This is a genomic window from Rhizobium sp. CCGE 510 (assembly GCF_000292525.1).
Classification (GTDB): domain Bacteria; phylum Pseudomonadota; class Alphaproteobacteria; order Rhizobiales; family Rhizobiaceae; genus Rhizobium.
This window is the reverse complement of the sequence record NZ_AEYF01000001.1, coordinates 46184-64661: the sequence shown is the minus strand read 5'-3', so window position 1 is coordinate 64661 and position 18478 is coordinate 46184. Positions and strand designations below refer to the sequence as shown.

Annotated in this window: 20 protein-coding genes, 4 tRNA genes and 1 pseudogene; 17 read left to right on the top strand and 8 right to left on the bottom strand. The window is 59.6% G+C overall.

The window, feature by feature from the left end; translation table 11 throughout:
- Positions 1-61: 61 nt before the first annotated feature.
- Positions 62-1193, top strand: a protein-coding gene (gene prfB, locus RCCGE510_RS00375; RefSeq protein WP_157179857.1) for a peptide chain release factor 2 whose coding sequence is annotated in 2 segments (ribosomal slippage) — positions 62-130 and positions 132-1193 — 1131 coding nt in all. Because the reading frame shifts where the segments join, the coding sequence is not laid out codon by codon here.
- A 53-nt stretch (positions 1194-1246) separates the two neighbouring features.
- Here the strand turns inward: prfB and RCCGE510_RS00370 are convergent.
- From RCCGE510_RS00370 to RCCGE510_RS00360, 3 genes are read right to left on the bottom strand one after another with little or no spacing between them, the layout of a single operon-like run.
- A complete protein-coding gene (locus RCCGE510_RS00370) occupies positions 1247-2266 on the bottom strand; it encodes a hypothetical protein (RefSeq protein ID WP_007626119.1) in 1020 nt (339 codons plus the stop codon).
- A 34-nt stretch (positions 2267-2300) separates the two neighbouring features.
- Positions 2301-2810: a hypothetical protein gene (locus RCCGE510_RS00365; protein ID WP_007626118.1), complete on the bottom strand. Its 510-nt coding sequence runs from the start codon at positions 2808-2810 to the stop codon at positions 2301-2303.
- Positions 2811-2814: 4 nt separating this feature from the next.
- Positions 2815-3588: an NAD kinase gene (locus RCCGE510_RS00360; RefSeq protein ID WP_007626117.1), complete on the bottom strand. Its 774-nt coding sequence runs from the start codon at positions 3586-3588 to the stop codon at positions 2815-2817.
- 156 nt (positions 3589-3744) lie between these two features.
- Between RCCGE510_RS00360 and RCCGE510_RS00355 the strand changes: the two genes are divergently transcribed.
- Together RCCGE510_RS00355 and RCCGE510_RS00350 are read left to right on the top strand one after the other, a co-directional pair.
- Positions 3745-3820: transfer RNA gene (locus RCCGE510_RS00355), tRNA-Thr, on the top strand.
- A gap of 84 nt (positions 3821-3904) precedes the next feature.
- A complete protein-coding gene (locus RCCGE510_RS00350; RefSeq protein ID WP_192815265.1) occupies positions 3905-4330 on the top strand; it encodes a hypothetical protein in 426 nt (141 codons plus the stop codon).
- Positions 4331-4361: 31 nt separating this feature from the next.
- On the opposite strand, the gene RCCGE510_RS35050 is transcribed toward RCCGE510_RS00350, so the two are convergent.
- Positions 4362-4499: a hypothetical protein gene (locus RCCGE510_RS35050; protein ID WP_007626111.1), complete on the bottom strand. Its 138-nt coding sequence runs from the start codon at positions 4497-4499 to the stop codon at positions 4362-4364.
- Positions 4500-4671: 172 nt separating this feature from the next.
- Positions 4672-4821, bottom strand: coding sequence for a hypothetical protein (locus tag RCCGE510_RS35045; protein ID WP_007626110.1), 150 nt, complete (start codon positions 4819-4821; stop codon positions 4672-4674).
- A gap of 207 nt (positions 4822-5028) precedes the next feature.
- On the opposite strand from RCCGE510_RS35045, the gene RCCGE510_RS00340 reads away from it, so the two are divergent.
- Positions 5029-5769: a hypothetical protein gene (locus tag RCCGE510_RS00340; protein ID WP_007626109.1), complete on the top strand. Its 741-nt coding sequence runs from the start codon at positions 5029-5031 to the stop codon at positions 5767-5769.
- A 73-nt stretch (positions 5770-5842) separates the two neighbouring features.
- Here the strand turns inward: RCCGE510_RS00340 and RCCGE510_RS35425 are convergent.
- The 3 genes and pseudogenes from RCCGE510_RS35425 to RCCGE510_RS34610 form a co-directional block, all read right to left on the bottom strand.
- Positions 5843-6005, bottom strand: a pseudogene (locus RCCGE510_RS35425) (metalloprotease); the annotation flags it as partial.
- A 38-nt stretch (positions 6006-6043) separates the two neighbouring features.
- Complete coding sequence (gene rlmB / locus RCCGE510_RS00335) at positions 6044-6934, bottom strand: 23S rRNA (guanosine(2251)-2'-O)-methyltransferase RlmB (RefSeq protein ID WP_007626108.1); 891 nt, start codon at positions 6932-6934, stop codon at positions 6044-6046.
- Positions 6931-7107, bottom strand: a complete 177-nt coding sequence (locus RCCGE510_RS34610) for a hypothetical protein (RefSeq protein ID WP_157179856.1) — start codon at positions 7105-7107, stop codon at positions 6931-6933. The genes rlmB and RCCGE510_RS34610 overlap by 4 nt, the downstream gene beginning before the upstream one ends.
- 30 nt (positions 7108-7137) lie before the next feature.
- Here RCCGE510_RS34610 and RCCGE510_RS00330 point away from each other — a divergent pair.
- The 13 genes from RCCGE510_RS00330 (at position 7138) to rpoB (ending at position 18461) form a co-directional block, all read left to right on the top strand.
- Positions 7138-7222: transfer RNA gene (locus RCCGE510_RS00330), tRNA-Tyr, on the top strand.
- Positions 7223-7246: 24 nt separating this feature from the next.
- Positions 7247-7320: transfer RNA gene (locus tag RCCGE510_RS00325), tRNA-Gly, on the top strand.
- 347 nt (positions 7321-7667) lie between these two features.
- A complete protein-coding gene (tuf, locus tag RCCGE510_RS00320) occupies positions 7668-8843 on the top strand; it encodes an elongation factor Tu (protein WP_007626086.1) in 1176 nt (391 codons plus the stop codon).
- A 201-nt stretch (positions 8844-9044) separates the two neighbouring features.
- Positions 9045-9179, top strand: coding sequence for a hypothetical protein (locus tag RCCGE510_RS35925; protein ID WP_007626107.1), 135 nt, complete (start codon positions 9045-9047; stop codon positions 9177-9179).
- Between the two features lie 202 nt (positions 9180-9381).
- Positions 9382-10275 carry an NAD(P)-dependent oxidoreductase gene (locus tag RCCGE510_RS00315; RefSeq protein ID WP_007626105.1) on the top strand — a complete coding sequence of 298 codons (894 nt, stop codon included), beginning with the start codon at positions 9382-9384 and terminating at the stop codon, positions 10273-10275.
- 168 nt (positions 10276-10443) lie between these two features.
- Positions 10444-10519: transfer RNA gene (locus RCCGE510_RS00310), tRNA-Trp, on the top strand.
- 194 nt (positions 10520-10713) lie between these two features.
- A complete protein-coding gene (gene secE, locus RCCGE510_RS00305; protein WP_003573826.1) occupies positions 10714-10914 on the top strand; it encodes a preprotein translocase subunit SecE in 201 nt (66 codons plus the stop codon).
- Between the two features lie 17 nt (positions 10915-10931).
- Positions 10932-11462 carry a transcription termination/antitermination protein NusG gene (nusG, locus tag RCCGE510_RS00300; RefSeq protein WP_003547516.1) on the top strand — a complete coding sequence of 177 codons (531 nt, stop codon included), beginning with the start codon at positions 10932-10934 and terminating at the stop codon, positions 11460-11462.
- A 177-nt stretch (positions 11463-11639) separates the two neighbouring features.
- On the top strand, positions 11640-12071 hold the full coding sequence (rplK, locus tag RCCGE510_RS00295; protein ID WP_003547518.1) for a 50S ribosomal protein L11: 432 nt from the start codon (positions 11640-11642) through the stop codon (positions 12069-12071).
- Between the two features lie 4 nt (positions 12072-12075).
- Complete coding sequence (rplA, locus tag RCCGE510_RS00290; RefSeq protein ID WP_007626103.1) at positions 12076-12777, top strand: 50S ribosomal protein L1; 702 nt, start codon at positions 12076-12078, stop codon at positions 12775-12777.
- 328 nt (positions 12778-13105) lie between these two features.
- Positions 13106-13624, top strand: coding sequence for a 50S ribosomal protein L10 (rplJ, locus tag RCCGE510_RS00285; RefSeq protein WP_007626101.1), 519 nt, complete (start codon positions 13106-13108; stop codon positions 13622-13624).
- Positions 13625-13682: 58 nt separating this feature from the next.
- On the top strand, positions 13683-14060 hold the full coding sequence (gene rplL / locus RCCGE510_RS00280) for a 50S ribosomal protein L7/L12 (protein WP_007626100.1): 378 nt from the start codon (positions 13683-13685) through the stop codon (positions 14058-14060).
- A 261-nt stretch (positions 14061-14321) separates the two neighbouring features.
- Positions 14322-18461 carry a DNA-directed RNA polymerase subunit beta gene (gene rpoB, locus RCCGE510_RS00275; protein ID WP_007626099.1) on the top strand — a complete coding sequence of 1380 codons (4140 nt, stop codon included), beginning with the start codon at positions 14322-14324 and terminating at the stop codon, positions 18459-18461.
- Positions 18462-18478: the final 17 nt, after the last annotated feature.

The window sequence follows — 18478 nt, the reverse complement described above, 5'->3', positions numbered from 1 at the left end:
TCCGCGGCGGGCGTCTCTATGTCCACCAGCACCGGAAGAACCCAGACAGAGAAGCAGGAAAATGCGAGCCGAAATCGAAAATGTGGTCGATGAAACCAAGCAGGCTATCACCCTGCTGAGGAGGCATCTTTGACTGGGACCAGGCGATAAGACGGTTGGACTGGTTGAACAACAAGGCAGAGGATCCGAACCTCTGGAACGACGCTTCCGAAGCGCAGAAGCTGATGCGCGAGCGCCAGCAGCTGGATGACGGCATCAATGGCGTCAAGGAGCTGGAACAGCAGCTGAACGACAATATCGAGCTGATCGAGCTTGGCGAGGAAGAGGGCGACCAGAGTGTCGTCAAGGAAGCCGAGGACACGCTGAAGGCCCTGAAGGCTGAGGCCGCCCGCCGTCAGGTGGAAGCCATGCTTTCCGGCGAAGCCGATAGCAACGACACCTATCTCGAAGTCCATTCCGGCGCCGGCGGCACCGAAAGCCAGGACTGGGCGAACATGCTCCTGCGCATGTACACCCGTTGGGCCGAACGCCAGCGTTTCAAGGTCGAGCTTCTCGAAGTCCACGACGGCGAAGAGGCGGGCATCAAATCCGCGACGCTGCTCGTCAAGGGCCACAATGCCTATGGCTGGCTGAAGACGGAATCGGGTGTGCACCGGCTGGTGCGCATCTCGCCCTACGACAGCAATGCGCGTCGCCACACCTCCTTCTCGTCGATCTGGGTCTATCCAGTTGTCGATGACTCGATCCAGATCGATATCAACGAAGGCGACTGCCGCATCGATACCTATCGTTCGTCGGGCGCCGGCGGCCAGCACGTCAACACCACCGACTCGGCCGTGCGCATCACGCATATCCCGACCGGTATCGTCGTGCAGTGCCAGCAGGAGCGTTCGCAGCACAAGAACCGCGCCAAGGCCTGGGACATGCTACGGGCCCGCATGTACGAAGCGGAACTGAAAAAGCGCGAGGACGCTGCCAGCGCCGAAGCGGCCTCCAAGACGGATATCGGCTGGGGCCACCAGATCCGCTCCTACGTGCTGCAACCTTACCAGCTGGTCAAGGATATGCGCACCGGGGTTGCCAGCACCGCGCCGGACGACGTGCTCGACGGCGATCTGAACGAGTTCATGGAAGCGGCCCTTGCCCACCGCATCAGCGGCGCCGCCGACGCGGTCGTCGAGGATGTGGACTGATACCAGCAGCAGGATCGAGACGAGAAAGCCCCGGAAACGGGGCTTTTCTTAGCTCAGGCCTTCGCGTTGAACATACTGTCCTGGAATAGCGCTGCCGACAGACCAGCAATCTCGTCATGAATAGCCACACGCTCGATGCCCGGCGGATCGGTAAAGAGCTCTGCGGCAAAGGCGAGGCCGAGTGCGGTGCCCTCCGGCACGAAGACGTAATGCCCAAGGCCGCCACCGAAGATCTTCAGAGCGCTGCGCGAGAGCCGCGCATGCAGCCATGTCGAACATTCCTCGGCCGGCGCCGCCCTATCGGCATCGCCGACCAGGATAAGGGCGGGCGCATCGACAGCTTTCAGGCTTTCCGCGCTGAAACCGAGAACGGACCGGCCCGGCGCGCATAGGAGTGCGGCCTTGATTCTGTCATCCCGGTAGGACTTCGACATGCGGGACCATGAATCGCGAAACACCTTGCTGGTGGAAAGCAATGTCGGGATATGATCGGCAAGGTCGGGAAACTCCCTCGGTCCGCGCGCGCCACCCGGCTTCATCCTCGACGGTTCGAACTGCGAAAACTGGGCGACGGCGCCAAGCAGCAGCATGACGCCATAGGCGCCGGCCGAAAAGCCGGCTGCGAAAACATGGCTCGTATCGATATGGCCGGAAAGATCGCTGAGCCAGTCATCGCGGTGATCGAGCATGTAGCTGAGGTCAGGCGCCCGCTCCCAAAGGCAAGCAAAGCCTACGGCGCGATAGGGTTCGTTGCCGGTATTGCCGTGATGGTTGACGCCGAGCGCTGCAAATCCGCAATCGACCAGCCGTCGCGCCAGCCACTCCAGTCCGGCCGCAGATCCGCCGGTGCCATGCGACAACAGCACGAGGGGATAGGGCTGGACATCCGGCCGGACGGCTGCGTCGCGGGCGACTTTCGCCCTCTGGAACCAACCTCTTTCCATTGCGTCGCTTTCGCGCGCCTCATCGGCAGCGGGATACCACAGAGACCAACTGATGGGTCTGGGGCCGTCTGCGTCCCAGTTCGACCTGTTCTCGTCGTAAACCACGCCATCGCGAAAGCCGAGTTTCATCTCGCAGGCGCCCCTCTGAACAGATCCCAGCCGTTCAATTCGTCGCCTTCTCGACGGTGATGTCGCCGAATTCATCGATTAGCACGGTCCAGCCATCCGGCTCCGCAGAGGGATCGGTCTTCAGGTAGATCGTCGCGAACAACCCCGGCTCCTTGATGATGCCGTTCGAATTCTCGGGACGTATATCGGTAATATAAGGCTTGAGGTCGCTGATCTCCTGCAGCTCGACGGTTGAAGTGATCGCCGGGCCGGTCTCGGTCTGGGCAACCTGCTGCAAATAGACCTTCGAGGTCCTGTCCGCCTGGCGAACGGCAAAGAGCTTGTAGTAGCCGTGGCGCTGCGTGGCCTGTCCCCCGTGGTTGGCAACGCTCTCGGCGCCTGTCGGCGCCCGCTCGACATCCGGCGCGTTGCCATCATCCGCCCAGTAGCCGGTGCTGGTCGCGAAAATCACCGATGCCGGCAGGATGGCATCCTGCGCCGGCAAGGCTGTGGCCGACCATCCGATGAAGAACATGGTGGTCATCAATACGCGTCGCAGTGCCATCGTCTCAATCCTTGAACTGCTCGGCGAGAATACGGTCGGACCAGGAGCGGTCGGGATCGGAGAGGATGCGCGCGGTCATATGCTCCGACTGGGCAATGCGGACATGCAGCACCGATTTGACCTCGGTATTGTCGGCCACGGCGTTCACCGGCCGCTTGACCGGCTCAAGCACGTCGATATCGACGGTCACCCTGTTCGGAAGCAGCGCGCCCCTCCAACGCCGTGGCCTGAAAGCGCTGACCGGCGTCATGGCGAGCAGTGGGGCCTCGAGCGGCAGGATCGGGCCATGGGCCGAAAGATTATAGGCTGTCGACCCGGCAGGCGTCGCCACCATCAGCCCGTCGCAGATCAGCTCCTCCAGGCGGACGCGCCCATCCACCGCGACGCGTAGATTGGCGGCCTGATAGGATTGGCGGAAAAGATAGACCTCGTTGATGGCGAGTGCCGTCGAATTGGTGCCGTCGGCATTGGCCGTCGTCATCTGCAATGGTCGAAAGACGTTTTCGACGGCGACGCAGATGCGCTCCTGAAGTTGTTCGCTGCGATATTCGTTCATCAGGAAACCGACCGAGCCACGATTCATGCCGTAGACCAGCTTGCCGGAGTTCATGGTGTTGTGCAGCGTCTGCAGCATGAAACCGTCGCCACCGAGCGCGACGATAACGTCGGCATCGTCGGCCGGCACGTCACCATAGATGCGAATCAACTCCTCGCGCGCTGCAAGCGCCTCCGTTGTCGGTGAGGCGAGAAAGGAAAGAGTCTGAAATGAACGGCCCATGCAATGCCCTTTGTGATGCTGTCCTAGCTAAAGGATAAAGGGCTGGCGCGACAAGGACGTTTTCCATCGCGAAGCGTTTTGAGCGGCAGTCGAACCGTCCGCACAGACACGAATTTTCCTTTACACAATCATAGAATCTGTTAGTTGGCAGCTATTGCCCTTGTAGCTCAGTTGGTAGAGCACCTGATTTGTAATCAGGGGGTCCCGGGTTCGAACCCTGGCGGGGGCACCATTTTTCCATTCGATACCGCTTGTTCTTTGCTTGATCGTATCGACAGATTTTTCCAGCTATCCTGTATCGTTTGATGAACCTTGCCTGAAGGGCTGCTTCAGCGCCAATTCAGCCGCGCCAGCTTATCTTCGCCTCATCATCAATGAGGAAGAAGCAGCCATGAAGCTCGCACATCTCTTTTTCGCCGCAACCATGTCCGTCGGTGCGGTTTTGGCGTCCGTCGCCCCGGCCGCCGCCATGCCCGTCGACCGGCCGGCCGTATCGGTCCAGGGCGATATCGTTCAAATTCGTGACGGCTGGCGACGTGATCGCGACCGTGACAACAGTGACGACCGCAGCTGGCGTAGTGAGCGTGACGACCGTGGCTGGCGCGATCAGCGCGATTGGCGCCGGTCCGACTGGCGCGATGATGACAGGCGCTGGCGCCGGTGGCGTGCCGAGCGCTGGCAGGAACGCCGTGAGTGGCGCCATCGCGATCGCGGAATGCCTTTCTGGCTCTACCGCAGCTAACAATAATGGCCCGGATCATCCGGGCCATTTTTCAATGAGTGACCGGTTCGTTGACGCTCGCCTCGATCCTGTTGCCATTGCCGGTCTGGCCAGCGCCAGACGGCGACAGTATCGCGATGCTGAGCACGGAGACTACCATGAAGGCGACGACGGCGATCATTATGCGCATGAGCGTTCAATCCTTGTTCAATTACCGGATTAACGCCTGATCGCCGTCCGCGTTCCTGCGGGGCTACAGCGCGCCGCATCGACCTTGGTTCATACGCGCGCTCCGTTTGCTTTTATGCATGTCGTCACCCCGGGAACCGCTGCACATGTCCTGATGACATAAATTATTGAACCTACCCGGGTGTCGCGGGGCCGGGCGCCGTTGGCGATAGCGGATCGGGCTGGTGGATCGGGTGCGACGTGTCCACCCACATGATGCTGAGGATAATCACGACAAAGACCGCGATGAAGAGAATACCGAAAATCAGCGGTCGAATGGCCATGATGGGGATCGTTCCTTCTTGCTTCTGACCGGTCGTCACGATCGGTCATCGGCCGATCATAGTGCTCCAGGAGGTCTTTCCAAGGCAAAATTGAATTTCTCCGGTATCGGTTGAGTCTTTCGCGGGTATCGCCGGCATCCGCTTTTCCATCTGTCGCACTGGATTAAACTGTGTCAGGGATGCCTGAAACAGTTGGGGACGAACGTCATGAAAAGGATGGTTACAGCATCGGTCATTGCCGCGGCGTTCGTCTCATGGGCCGCAGCGTCCGAAAATGCAGGTCCTTTCGACAAGCCGATAAAGCTGGATGTCGTCGCGCTGCCGAAGGATGAGCTCAATCCCGATGCGAAACCGAAGATCACCTGCAGCCGCTATCCCGCCTTCATGGTCAAGGAGGTCGATCTTGGAGAGGTCGGAGCCGAAAAGCTGGCGCTGCTTGCCGCCGATGCCCCCTGTGAGCGCGCCGGTGCGCGCGAGCGGGTCATCGAGGATGATACCGCCGGCTACCTCATGGGCGTTCGCGGCGGTTTTGTGTTTTTCCGTGCGGCGGACGGGTGGAACGGCGGGCTACCCTTCGTCGTCTACGATGCGGCGACGGGCGAGCGGCTGCTCGACGATTCCCTCGATGGCGACAATTTTGCGGCGATCAGCAGCGGGAAGGGGGAACTGACCCTCGAGTTCCCCCGCGTCTACACGGCGTCCTGTTCGCTCTATCTGGAGGGCACTGCCTGCGCCAGGACGATCACCGCCGACACGGGTCTGTCGCCGCAGCGCCTGCCGGATTGCACTGCTGCCTACAAGGCGGAAATCAAACGCAGCCCCGATCATGCAAGCGAAATCGAGAAACTGTCGAGTGTGATCGTCTATCCGGTCGAACTCGCTTACGCGGCGGGCGAAGCGGCCCGCAACCCTATGGACGGACCCACCGCCTGCCGGACACCGAGCTAACCCAGACGAGCGGGTTGACGGGATACTGTTCACTTTCGAATCAGCGGAGCACCCATAAAAGCGGCTTGCCGCCTTCGAGAGTCATCCGGCATCCGGCTCGACCGTCTTTCGGGGCGAGGAGGTAAGTTCCGGCGCTGTCCTTTGAGAATATCGTGATCGATATCCTGCCTGTGTGCGAGACTGCAGACAAAAAGCGAAGCTGCAGCTCCCGTAAGCCGGGGGAGGATACGGGTCACGGTAATTCCACTTCGCCGCGGCCCGCCTGCGGACCAGCCTATGCCTTCAGGTAAAGCCGCGCCGCATAAAGCGCTATCGCCGCGGCATTCGAGACGTTCAGCGATTTAATCGCACCGGGCATGTCGAGGCGGGCAAGCGCGTTGACGGTTTCCCGGGTCTTCTGCCGCAGTCCCTTGCCCTCGGAGCCGAGCACCAGCGCTACCTTCCCGCCCGAGAAAGTGCCTTCGAGTGGCGCTGGCCCTTCCGAATCGAGACCGATGGTGGAAAAACCAAGCTTGTTCAACTCACCAAGTGCATCGGCGAGATTGGTAACCTGTATATAAGGTATCAGTTCCAGCGCGCCGGAGGCGGACTTGGCGAGCACGCCGGATTCGGTCGGGCTATGTCTCTGCGTGGTGATGACGGCGCCGGCATTGAAGGCGACGGCGGAGCGCATGATCGCGCCGACATTGTGCGGATCGGTGACTTGGTCGAGGACAAGCAGGAGAGGGCTGTCCTTCAGGGCTTCGAGACGGCGGACCGGCAGCGGCCGTGTTTCCAGCATGACGCCCTGATGAATCGCCTCTGGGCCGAGCACCTTGTCGATCTCCTGCGGCGAGACCATCTCGAAGGGAATGCCGAGCGTTTCGACGTCGACTTCGAGCCGCGCCAGCGCGTTCTGGGTCACGAAAAGCTTGATCTTCTTGCGCTCGGAATTGTCGAGGGCGGCGCGCACCGTATGCAGGCCGTAGAGATGCACCTGATCGGGCGCGAGCGTCGGCGGTTTCCAGTCCTCAGGCCCGCGCTTGCGCTTCTGCGGTTGAGGCGTGGGAATCTCCCCGCGTTCGCGCTTGGCGTCACGGTGCGCGCGCCGCAGCGTGGCGTAATGCGTATCCTTGGCTGATGGGTCTGTCGCGGCCGTGCCGCCCGATTTTTTATCTTTGCTCATGCGGCTTTATAGCCATGGCGCTGGCTGCCGCATAGGCTTTCTTTCATATGCCGGCTTTCGGCAAGGAATGAAATTTTTCGTGTTTTTTCCGTTGTCATCGTGTTGACAGACGGAAATGCTCCGGTCATATACGCGGCGCAGACGACGGGCCGCAACGCTTCGAAGTCTGACAAACTTGGTCTTCTAGATCCGGACGAATAACTGGAGAGATGCCCGAGTGGTTAAAGGGGACGGACTGTAAATCCGTTGGCTCAGCCTACGTTGGTTCAAATCCAACTCTCTCCACCATTCGTCATCGGATCGGACCACCCCGCGGGTATAGCTCAATGGTAGAGCAGCAGCCTTCCAAGCTGAATACGCGGGTTCGATTCCCGCTACCCGCTCCAGTTTTTCCAGGCCCAATTCATGTGACCGACGCCGCCCGCGATAATTCGCTAGGCTGATGTGTCAGAAGACGCCGCCGATAGCGACCATCGACCGGCAGACGAGGGTGCTCGATGCCGGGCACGGTGGCTCATCTCCGGCAGTCCACCCGATTTTCTTCAAGGATTTCAGCGATTTTAGGCGGTGCTCCGGCGAATCGCCTTGCAGGCGGTGAATTGTCCCCCATATGCGCTGTCACACCAAGAATGGCGTCTGCAATTAAGTCTTGCGCAATTTCGCCGAAAGCCTTAAACGGCGGCACTAAACCGGTTCGCCGGGGCCTATCATCTCGTTCACAGGAAGCATTCAAATGGGAAAGAGTAAGTTTGAGCGCAACAAGCCGCACGTCAACATTGGCACGATTGGCCACGTTGACCACGGCAAGACGTCTCTGACGGCAGCGATCACGAAGTACTTCGGTGAGTACAAGGCGTACGACCAGATCGACGCTGCTCCGGAAGAAAAGGCCCGCGGCATCACCATTTCGACGGCACACGTCGAGTATGAGACGCCGGCCCGCCACTATGCGCACGTCGACTGCCCCGGCCACGCCGACTACGTCAAGAACATGATCACCGGTGCTGCCCAGATGGACGGCGCGATCCTGGTGTGCTCGGCCGCTGACGGCCCGATGCCGCAGACGCGCGAACACATCCTGCTGGCCCGCCAGGTCGGCGTTCCGGCCATCGTGGTGTTCCTGAACAAGGTCGACCAGGTTGATGACGCCGAGCTTCTCGAACTGGTCGAGCTCGAAGTTCGCGAACTGCTGTCGTCCTACGACTTCCCAGGCGATGACATTCCGATCGTCAAGGGTTCGGCGCTTGCTGCTCTCGAAGATAGCGACAAGAAGATCGGCGAAGACGCGATCCGCGAGCTGATGGCCGCTGTCGACGCCTACATCCCGACGCCTGAGCGTCCGATCAACTTGCCGTTCCTGCTGCCGATCGAAGACGTGTTCTCGATCTCGGGCCGCGGTACGGTTGTGACTGGCCGCGTCGAGCGTGGCATTGTCAAGGTTGGCGAAGAAGTCGAGATCGTCGGCATCCGCCCGACGACGAAGACGACGGTGACCGGCGTTGAAATGTTCCGCAAGCTGCTCGACCAGGGCCAGGCCGGCGACAACATCGGCGCGCTGATCCGCGGCGTCACCCGTGACGGCGTTGAGCGTGGCCAGATCCTGTGCAAGCCGGGTTCGGTCAAGCCGCACAAGAAGTTCATGGCTGAAGCCTACATCCTGACGAAGGAAGAGGGTGGCCGTCATACGCCGTTCTTCACCAACTACCGTCCGCAGTTCTACTTCCGCACGACCGACGTGACGGGCATCGTATCGCTGCCGGAAGGCACGGAGATGGTCATGCCGGGCGACAACGTCACGGTATCGGTCGAGCTGATCGTTCCGATCGCGATGGAAGAAAAGCTGCGCTTCGCGATCCGCGAAGGCGGCCGCACCGTCGGCGCCGGTATCGTTGCTTCGATCGTCGAGTAACTTTCGGGTTATCCGCAATTATGAAGACCCCGCTGGAAACAGCGGGGTTTTTTGTTTTCATGGCTTCCGGTAGGTTTAACAGGTGTTGTAAAAATATCGTTAAATTGGCCTGTCACAGTATTTTGTTCATCTCACATTCAGAAACCGGTTGTGAATGGCCCATTTTAGTCCAGACTCCTTCTTGCAAAGAGGAGAGCCCGGATGATTCCAAAGGCCACATTCGCTGCGACGATATTCGCGATGTATGTTTTCACGATGTTTTTCATCGCTGCAATACCGCAAGAGGTTGTTCAGGCAGCCGGAGTGCAGCTCGGCGAGGTAAGTGTCGTCAAGTGACGACGCTGGATGCAAGTTTCGTCACGTGACGACCCTTGCAGAGCATCGCAGGCTTCTGCGGTGATCGGAAATGATCGGCCAGGCGCTCCCGCATAGGATGCTCCTGGCGATGCGGGGGTGATGAGCCCTAGCAGACGCTCGCTTGCTCTTCGCGCCGAAGCGTCTAACTATGCCTCCGATTTCATGATGCGGAGGATATTCCATGAAGAAGCGGATTCTGTTCACGGGCGGTTCGGGTAAGGCAGGTCGCCATACCGTACCGTGGCTCGTCAATGCCGGTTACGAGGTTCACAACCTCGATCTCGTGCCGCTGGACAGTCCTGGCGTCACTAACCTCATTGCCGACATCACCGATAGCGGTCAGGTCTTCAACGCGCTGTCGATGCACCGCGATTTTCCTGATCTCGATGCGGGCAGGGGCGTGCAGCCCTTCGATGCCGTCGTGCACTTCGCCGCCATCCCGCGCATCCTGATCAAGCCCGACAATGAGACTTTCCGCATCAATACGATGGGCACTTATAATGTCATCGAGGCGGCAGTGAAGCTCGGTATCAGGAAAATCATCGTTGCATCGAGCGAGACGACCTACGGCGTCTGCTTCGCCGAAGGCCATCGTGATTTCCACCAGTTCCCGCTGGAGGAAGATTACGACGTCAATCCAATGGATTCCTACGGGCTCTCCAAGGTGGTCAACGAAAAGACGGCGCGCGCCTTTGCCGAACGTTCAGGCTTCGACATCTATGCGCTGCGTATCGGCAACGTCATCGAGCCGCACGAATATGAGCGGTTCCCCACCTATTTCGCCAATCCCGAAATGCGCAAACGCATTGCCTGGAGCTATATCGACGCCCGCGATCTTGGGCAAATCTGCCATCTCTGCATCGAAAAGGACGGTCTCGGCTATCAGGTCTTCAACGCGGCCAACGACACCGTCTCGGCCAACACGCCGTCGAAGGAGCTTGCGAAGCGATTCTACCCGAACGTGCCCTTCACCCGCGAGATCGGCGAATATGAGGGCCTGCTCTCCAACCGCAAGATCCGCGAGGTGCTGGGCTTTAACGAAGAGCACGACTGGCGGAAATATGTGACGGTTTGAACGGATATTGGGGGCACGGTGGAAGCGCCGATCGCTTGCATATGCGCAGAATGGCTGTGAAAATCGAAAATCGTGCTTGCCAATCCGCTGTCGTCGTCTTAAAGGGAGCGCCATGCTTTTCAGCAGCGATTTGCGGACTTTGGTCCAAGCGCTGAATGATCGGTATGAAGGGGTATAGCTCAGTTGGTAGAGCGGCGGTCTCCAAAACCGCAGGTCGTAAGTTCGAGCCTTACTGCCCCTGCCATTTTCCTCGAAACGGGACAGCGCGGACATGCTCGCGGCATTCCGGTCGGGGATTGATTGGCGGTAACTAATTTCGTTAAACTTCGGTTTCCCTCTTGTGTATTCGGAGATCGGTGTTTATTTAGGGTTCAACAGACACGCGGTGCGTGGGGCTGATGGTTTCAGCTTTACGCGCCGTAATTGCGTGGGCAGTCGATGGCATCCAAATCCAATCCGTTTGCGTTTCTGCAGCAGGTTCGCTCCGAGACGTCCAAAGTTACATGGCCGTCGCGCCGCGAGACGATGATCTCGACGGTTATGGTGCTTGTGATGGTGGTTTTCGCCGCGCTTTTTTTCTTTGCCGCTGACCAGCTGATCGGCTGGGTTCTGAGCTTCGTGCTGAATACCGGCAACTGATACGGGTGGAGATGAAAATGGCGGCACGTTGGTACATCGTCCACGCATATTCCAATTTTGAAAAGAAGGTCGCTGAAGACATCGAGAACAAGGCTCGCCAGAAGGGGCTTGAGCACTTGTTCGAGAAGATCCTCGTGCCGACCGAAAAGGTGGTGGAAGTGCGTCGCGGCCGCAAGGTCGATTCCGAGCGCAAGTTCTTCCCCGGCTATGTCATGGTTCGTGCCAATCTGACCGACGAAGCCTATCACCTGATCAAGAATACGCCGAAGGTCACCGGTTTCCTCGGCTCCGACAATAAGCCCGTTCCGATTCCGGATTATGAAGCCGAGCGCATTCTCGGCCAGGTCCAGGAAGGTGTCGAGCGGCCGAAGGCCTCCATTACCTTCGAGATCGGCGAGCAGGTTCGCGTTTCCGACGGCCCGTTCGCTTCGTTCAACGGCACGGTTCAGGATGTCGATGAAGAACGTTCGCGCCTGAAGGTTGAGGTGTCGATCTTCGGCCGCGCAACACCGGTCGAACTGGAATACGCTCAGGTCGAGAAGGTCTGATTGCAAGAGATTGGAAGCTGGCCTTGCGGCCTGTTTCCTGCGGACTGTGTCCGCATCCGCGTGGAAGGTGAGGGGGTCTTAGCCGGACCCAAATGATCCGCACCACGCAACCGCAGCCGCCGGAGAGATCCGGCATCACGGGCCGGGCGACCGGCCGTTCATGAAAGGCAGAGAGATATGGCTAAGAAAGTTGCAGGCCAGCTCAAGCTTCAGGTCAAGGCAGGATCGGCAAACCCGTCCCCGCCGATTGGTCCGGCGCTTGGTCAGCGTGGCATTAACATCATGGAATTCTGCAAGGCGTTCAATGCCGCCACGCAGGAAATGGAAAAGGGCATGCCGATTCCGGTCGTCATCACCTATTACCAGGACAAGTCCTTCACCTTCGCGATGAAGCAGCCTCCGGTCAGCTACTGGCTGAAGAAGGAGGCAAAGATCACCTCCGGTTCCAAGACGCCCGGCAAGGGCGCCAAGGCCGGTTCCCTCACCAAGGCTCAGATCAAGTCGATCGCAGAAGCCAAGATGAAGGATCTGAACGCAGCGGATATTGAAGGCGCAATGGCGATGATCGAGGGCTCTGCCCGCGCCATGGGCCTGGAAGTGGTGGGTTAAGATCATGGCTGGTAAGCGCACGCAGAAGATCAACGAAGGTGTTGATCCCACCAAGCTCTACGCTCTGACCCTGGCCATCGGCATGGTCAAGGAACGGGCTGTCGCCAAGTTCGACGAAACCATCGAAGTCTCGATGAACCTCGGCGTTGACCCGCGCCATGCGGACCAGATGGTTCGCGGCGTCGTCAATCTGCCGAACGGCACCGGCCGTACGGTTCGCGTTGCCGTTTTCGCTCGTGGCGTCAAGGCTGATGAAGCCAAGGCTGCCGGTGCCGATATCGTCGGCGCAGAAGATCTCGTCGAAATCGTCCAGGGCGGCAAGATCGAATTCGATCGCTGCATTGCCACCCCGGACATGATGCCGCTGGTCGGTCGTCTCGGTAAGGTTCTCGGCCCGCGCGGCATGATGCCGAACCCGAAGGTCGGCACAGTCACCATGGATGTCGCCGGAGCTGTCAAGGCTTCTAAGGGCGGCGCTGTCGAGTTCCGCGTCGAGAAGGCTGGCATCGTCCATGCCGGCATCGGCAAGGCCTCGTTCGACGCCAAGGCTCTGGAAGAAAACATCCGCGCTTTTGCCGACGCCGTCATCAAGGCGAAGCCGGCTGGCGCCAAGGGCAACTACGTCAAGCGCGTGGCGATTTCTTCGACCATGGGCCCGGGCGTCAAGATCGAAGTCGGCTCGGTCACAGCAAGCCCGACTGCGTAAATTATTGCCGGGCTTTACGTCCGGCGACTGAATTTCCGGCCTCGCAAGGGGCCGGAATATTCCGGAGAAATCCGGAATCCTGTCCGAGATTGCAGGTGGTTATCCCTTAATCACTTTGCCTGCATGAGACGGGTAAGACCCGAATTGCATGAAGTTCGCTTCTAGGAAATCGGTTCGAGCCTTGGATGCCTTGTGCCTCTTTAGCCTTGATTGGCGCGAGAGCGCGGGGGGACAGGATCCTCAAGCGTCGCTTGGGATCTCGCATGATCCCAGGAGGCAAAGGCAACCCGGCGGGCCCATTCTTGGTCCCGCCAACTGGAGATAGGCAGTGGAAAGAGCGGAAAAACGCGAATTCGTCACGGAACTGAGTGAAGTCTTCAAGGCTTCGGGCTCAGTTGTCGTGGCCCACTATGCTGGTGCCACAGTCGCGCAGATGAACGATTTTCGTTCGAAAATGCGTGCAGCTGGCGGTACCGTCAAAGTCGCGAAGAACCGCCTGGCCAAAATTGCCCTTCAGGGTACGGAAGCGGAAGGGATCACCGATCTCTTCAAGGGTCAGACGCTGATTGCATACAGCACCGATCCGATCACCGCTCCGAAGGTCGTCATGGATTTCGCCAAGACCAATGACAAGATCATTGTTCTGGGCGGTTCCATGGGAACAACCACGCTCAACGCCGATGCAGTCAAGTCGCTTGCGACCCTGCCTTCGCTCGATGAGTTGCGTGCGAAGCTGCTGGGCATGATCCAGACACCGGCTACCCGCATCGCTGGGGTTGTTGCAGCACCGGCAAGCCAGCTTGCCCGCGTGTTTGCGGCCTACGCCAAGAAGGACGAAGCCGCGTAAGGCGGTTTTTCGCTGTTTATAATCAACCGGTTCGAACCGAACAAAAGGAACTAGTAAAATGACTGATCTCGCAAAGATCGTTGACGACCTCTCCGCGCTGACCGTTCTGGAAGCCGCAGAACTGTCGAAGCTTCTTGAAGAAAAGTGGGGCGTTTCCGCTGCTGCTCCGGTAGCTGTTGCTGCCGCTGCTGGTGGTGCTGGCCCGGCTGTCGTTGAAGAAGAAAAGACCGAGTTCGACGTCATCCTCACGGATGTCGGCGCCAACAAGATCAACGTCATCAAGGAAGTCCGCGCCATCACCGGTCTCGGCCTCAAGGAAGCCAAGGACCTCGTCGAAGGCGCTCCGAAGGCTGTCAAGGAAGGCGTCAACAAGGCTGAAGCCGCTGACATCAAGAAGAAGCTTGAAGATGCCGGCGCCAAGGCCGACGTCAAGTAATCTTGAATTGCTTTTGGGAGGCAGTCTCTGCTGCCTCCCATTTGCCGTTTTTCTGAACGAATTACCCAAAAGCCGCGTCAAACCGGCTTTTGGGTAATGGGTTCTTCAAAAGGATAGTCTCGCACCGAGGGCAGCACAGCAATCCGAGCTGAGCGTTTTCGGGTGTCGGACGAGATTGGATTACCCATTGATTGACGGGATCGACTGGCCATCGGTTCCCGTCCGTTGCAGGCCCGGGTGCAAGATTTTGAAGGAGCGACGATGGCTCAGACCCTTTCGTTCAACGGTCGTAGGCGCGTACGCAAGTTTTTTGGTAAGATCCCCGAAGTCGCAGAAATGCCGAACCTCATCGAGGTTCAGAAGGCGTCCTACGACCAGTTTTTGATGGTTGAGGAGCCGAAAGGCGGCCGGCCCGATGAGGGTCTTCAGGCCGTTTTCAAGTCGGTTTTCCCGATCACCGATTTTTCCGGCGCTTCCATGCTGGAATTCGTGTCCTACGAGTTCGAACCGCCGAAGTTCGACGTTGACGAATGCCGTCAGCGCGACCTGACCTATGCTGCGCCGCTGAAGGTGACGCTGCGCCTCATCGTGTTCGATATTGACGAGGATACGGGCGCAAAGTCGATCAAGGACATCAAGGAACAGTCCGTATACATGGGCGACATGCCGCTCATGACCAATAACGGTACGTTCATCGTCAACGGCACCGAGCGCGTGATCGTTTCCCAGATGCACCGTTCGCCGGGCGTCTTCTTCGATCACGACAAGGGCAAGAGCCATTCGTCCGGCAAACTGCTCTTTGCTGCGCGCGTCATCCCTTATCGCGGTTCCTGGCTCGATATCGAATTCGACGCCAAGGATATCGTTTACGCCCGTATCGACCGTCGCCGTAAGATCCCGGTCACGTCGCTGCTGATGGCGCTCGGCATGGACGGCGAGGAAATCCTCGACACCTTCTACACGAAGTCGCTCTACAAGCGTGATGGCAAAGGCTGGCGCATTCCCTTCAAGCCGGAAACGCTGAAGGGTGCCAAGGCGATCACCGAGATGGTCGACGCCGATACCGGCGAAGTCGTCGTGGAAGCCGGCAAGAAGCTGACCCCGCGCCTGCTGCGCCAGCTTTCCGACAAGGGCCTGAAGGCGCTGAAGGCCGGCGACGACGATCTTTACGGCAACTACCTTGCCGGCGACATCGTCAACTACTCCACCGGTGAAATCTACCTCGAAGCCGGCGACGAAATCGACGAGAAGACGCTTGGTATCATCCTGGCGAACGGTTTCGACGAGATTCCGGTTCTCGGCATCGACCACATCAATGTCGGCGCCTATATCCGCAACACGCTGACCGCCGACAAGAACGAGAACCGTCAGGACGCTCTGTTCGACATCTACCGCGTCATGCGTCCGGGTGAGCCGCCGACCATGGAATCGGCCGAAGCCATGTTCAACTCGCTGTTCTTCGATGCGGAGCGTTACGACCTCTCCGCCGTCGGCCGCGTCAAGATGAACATGCGCCTCGACCTGACCGTCGAAGACACCGTCCGCGTCCTGCGCAAGGACGACATCCTGGCCGTGGTCAGGATGCTGGTCGAACTGCGCGACGGCAGGGGCGAGATCGACGACATCGACAACCTCGGCAACCGCCGCGTCCGCTCGGTCGGCGAGCTGATGGAAAACCAGTACCGTCTCGGCCTCTTGCGCATGGAACGCGCGATCAAGGAGCGTATGTCCTCGATCGAGATCGATACGGTCATGCCGCAGGATCTGATCAACGCCAAGCCGGCGGCTGCCGCCGTCCGCGAATTCTTTGGTTCCTCGCAGCTCTCGCAGTTCATGGACCAGGTCAACCCGCTCTCGGAAATCACCCACAAGCGCCGTCTTTCGGCTCTTGGCCCGGGTGGTCTGACCCGTGAGCGCGCCGGCTTCGAAGTCCGCGACGTGCATCCGACCCACTACGGCCGCATTTGCCCGATCGAAACGCCGGAAGGCCCGAACATCGGTCTGATCAACTCGCTTGCGACCTTTGCCCGCGTCAACAAGTATGGTTTCATCGAAAGCCCGTACCGCCGCATCGTCGAAGGTAGGGTGACGAGCGACGTGCTCTACCTCTCCGCCATGGAAGAGGCGAAGTACTACGTCGCCCAGGCCAACGCCGAGATGAACCCTGACGGTTCCTTCGTCGACGAATTCGTCGTCTGCCGTCATGCCGGCGAAGTCATGCTCGCGCCCCGCGACAGCATGAACCTGATGGACGTTTCGCCGAAGCAGGTGGTGTCGGTCGCAGCCGCGCTGATCCCGTTCCTAGAAAACGACGACGCCAACCGCGCGCTCATGGGCTCGAACATGCAGCGTCAGGCCGTGCCGCTGCTGCGTGCCGAAGCCCCGTTCGTCGGTACCGGCATGGAGCCGGTCGTCGCCCGTGACTCAGGCGCTGCCATCGGCGCCCGCCGCGGCGGCGTGGTCGACCAGGTCGACGCAACGCGTATCGTTATCCGCGCCACGGAAGACCTCGAAGCCGGCAAGTCCGGCGTCGATATCTACCGCCTGCAGAAGTTCCAGCGTTCGAACCAGAACACCTGCGTCAACCAGCGTCCGCTGGTCACCGTCGGTGACGAGGTCAACCGCGGCGACATTCTCGCCGACGGCCCGTCGACAGATCTCGGCGACCTGGCGCTCGGCCGCAACGCGCTCGTCGCGTTCATGCCCTGGAACGGTTACAACTACGAAGACTCGATCCTGCTCTCCGAGCGCATCGTTGCCGACGACGTGTTCACCTCCATTCACATCGAGGAATTCGAAGTGATGGCGCGCGACACCAAGCTTGGTCCTGAGGAAATCACCCGCGATATTCCGAACGTTTCGGAAGAAGCGCTGAAGAACCTCGACGAAGCCGGCATCGTCTATATCGGCGCCGAAGTTCAGCCGGGCGATATCCTGGTCGGCAAGATCACGCCGAAGGGCGAAAGCCCGATGACGCCGGAAGAAAAGCTTCTGCGCGCCATCTTCGGCGAAAAGGCCTCCGACGTGCGCGATACCTCCATGCGCATGCCGCCCGGCACCTACGGAACGATCGTAGAAGTTCGCGTCTTCAACCGCCATGGCGTCGAGAAGGACGAGCGAGCGATGGCAATCGAGCGCGAAGAGATCGAGCGTCTTGCAAAGGACCGCGACGACGAGCAGGCGATCCTCGACCGTAACGTCTACGGCCGTCTGATCGAAATGCTGCGCGGCCAGGCCTCCATCGCCGGCCCGAAGGGCTTCAAGAAGGGCGCCGAGCTTTCGAACGCTGTCGTTTCCGAATATCCCCGCTCGCAGTGGTGGATGTTCGCGGTCGAGGACGAAAAGGTCCAGAGCGAGCTCGAAGCACTCCGCGGCCAGTACGACGAATCCAAGTCGCGCCTTGAACAGCGCTTCATGGACAAGGTCGAGAAGGTCCAGCGCGGCGATGAAATGCCTCCTGGCGTCATGAAGATGGTCAAGGTCTTCGTCGCCGTGAAGCGCAAGATCCAGCCGGGCGACAAGATGGCCGGCCGTCACGGCAACAAGGGCGTCGTCTCGCGCATCGTGCCTGTCGAGGACATGCCGTTCCTCGAAGACGGCACGCATGTCGACGTCGTTCTGAACCCGCTCGGCGTGCCCTCGCGCATGAACGTCGGCCAGATCCTCGAAACCCACCTGGGTTGGGCTTGTGCCGGCATGGGTCGCCAGATCGGCGAACTGATCGACGCATACAAGGCCAATGGCAATATCGCCCCGCTGCGCAAGACCATCGGCGATGTCGTCGGTGACGGTCCGAAGGCCGAACAGGTCCAGGATTTCGACGACGACTCGGTTCTGCGCCTCGCCGACCAGTGGAAGCGGGGTGTGTCGATTGCGACGCCTGTTTTCGACGGTGCCAACGAAGCCGACGTCAACGACATGCTGCGCTTGGCAGGTCTCAAGGACAGTGGCCAGTCGACGCTCTATGACGGCCGTACCGGCGAGCAGTTCGACCGTCAGGTGACCGTGGGCTACATCTACATGCTGAAGCTCAACCACTTGGTCGACGACAAGATCCATGCTCGTTCGATCGGTCCTTACTCGCTCGTTACCCAGCAGCCGCTGGGCGGCAAGGCGCAGTTCGGCGGTCAGCGCTTCGGCGAAATGGAAGTCTGGGCGCTCGAAGCATACGGTGCGGCCTACACGCTGCAGGAAATGCTGACGGTGAAGTCGGACGACGTCGCCGGCCGCACCAAGGTCTACGAAGCCATTGTCCGCGGAGACGACACGTTCGAAGCCGGTATTCCGGAAAGCTTCAACGTTCTCGTCAAGGAAATGCGTTCGCTGGGCCTCAGTGTCGAGCTCGAAAACACCAAGCTTGACGAGGCGCAGGCAGCCCAGCTGCCCGACGCGGCCGAGTAAGCACTTGATAAGGCGTG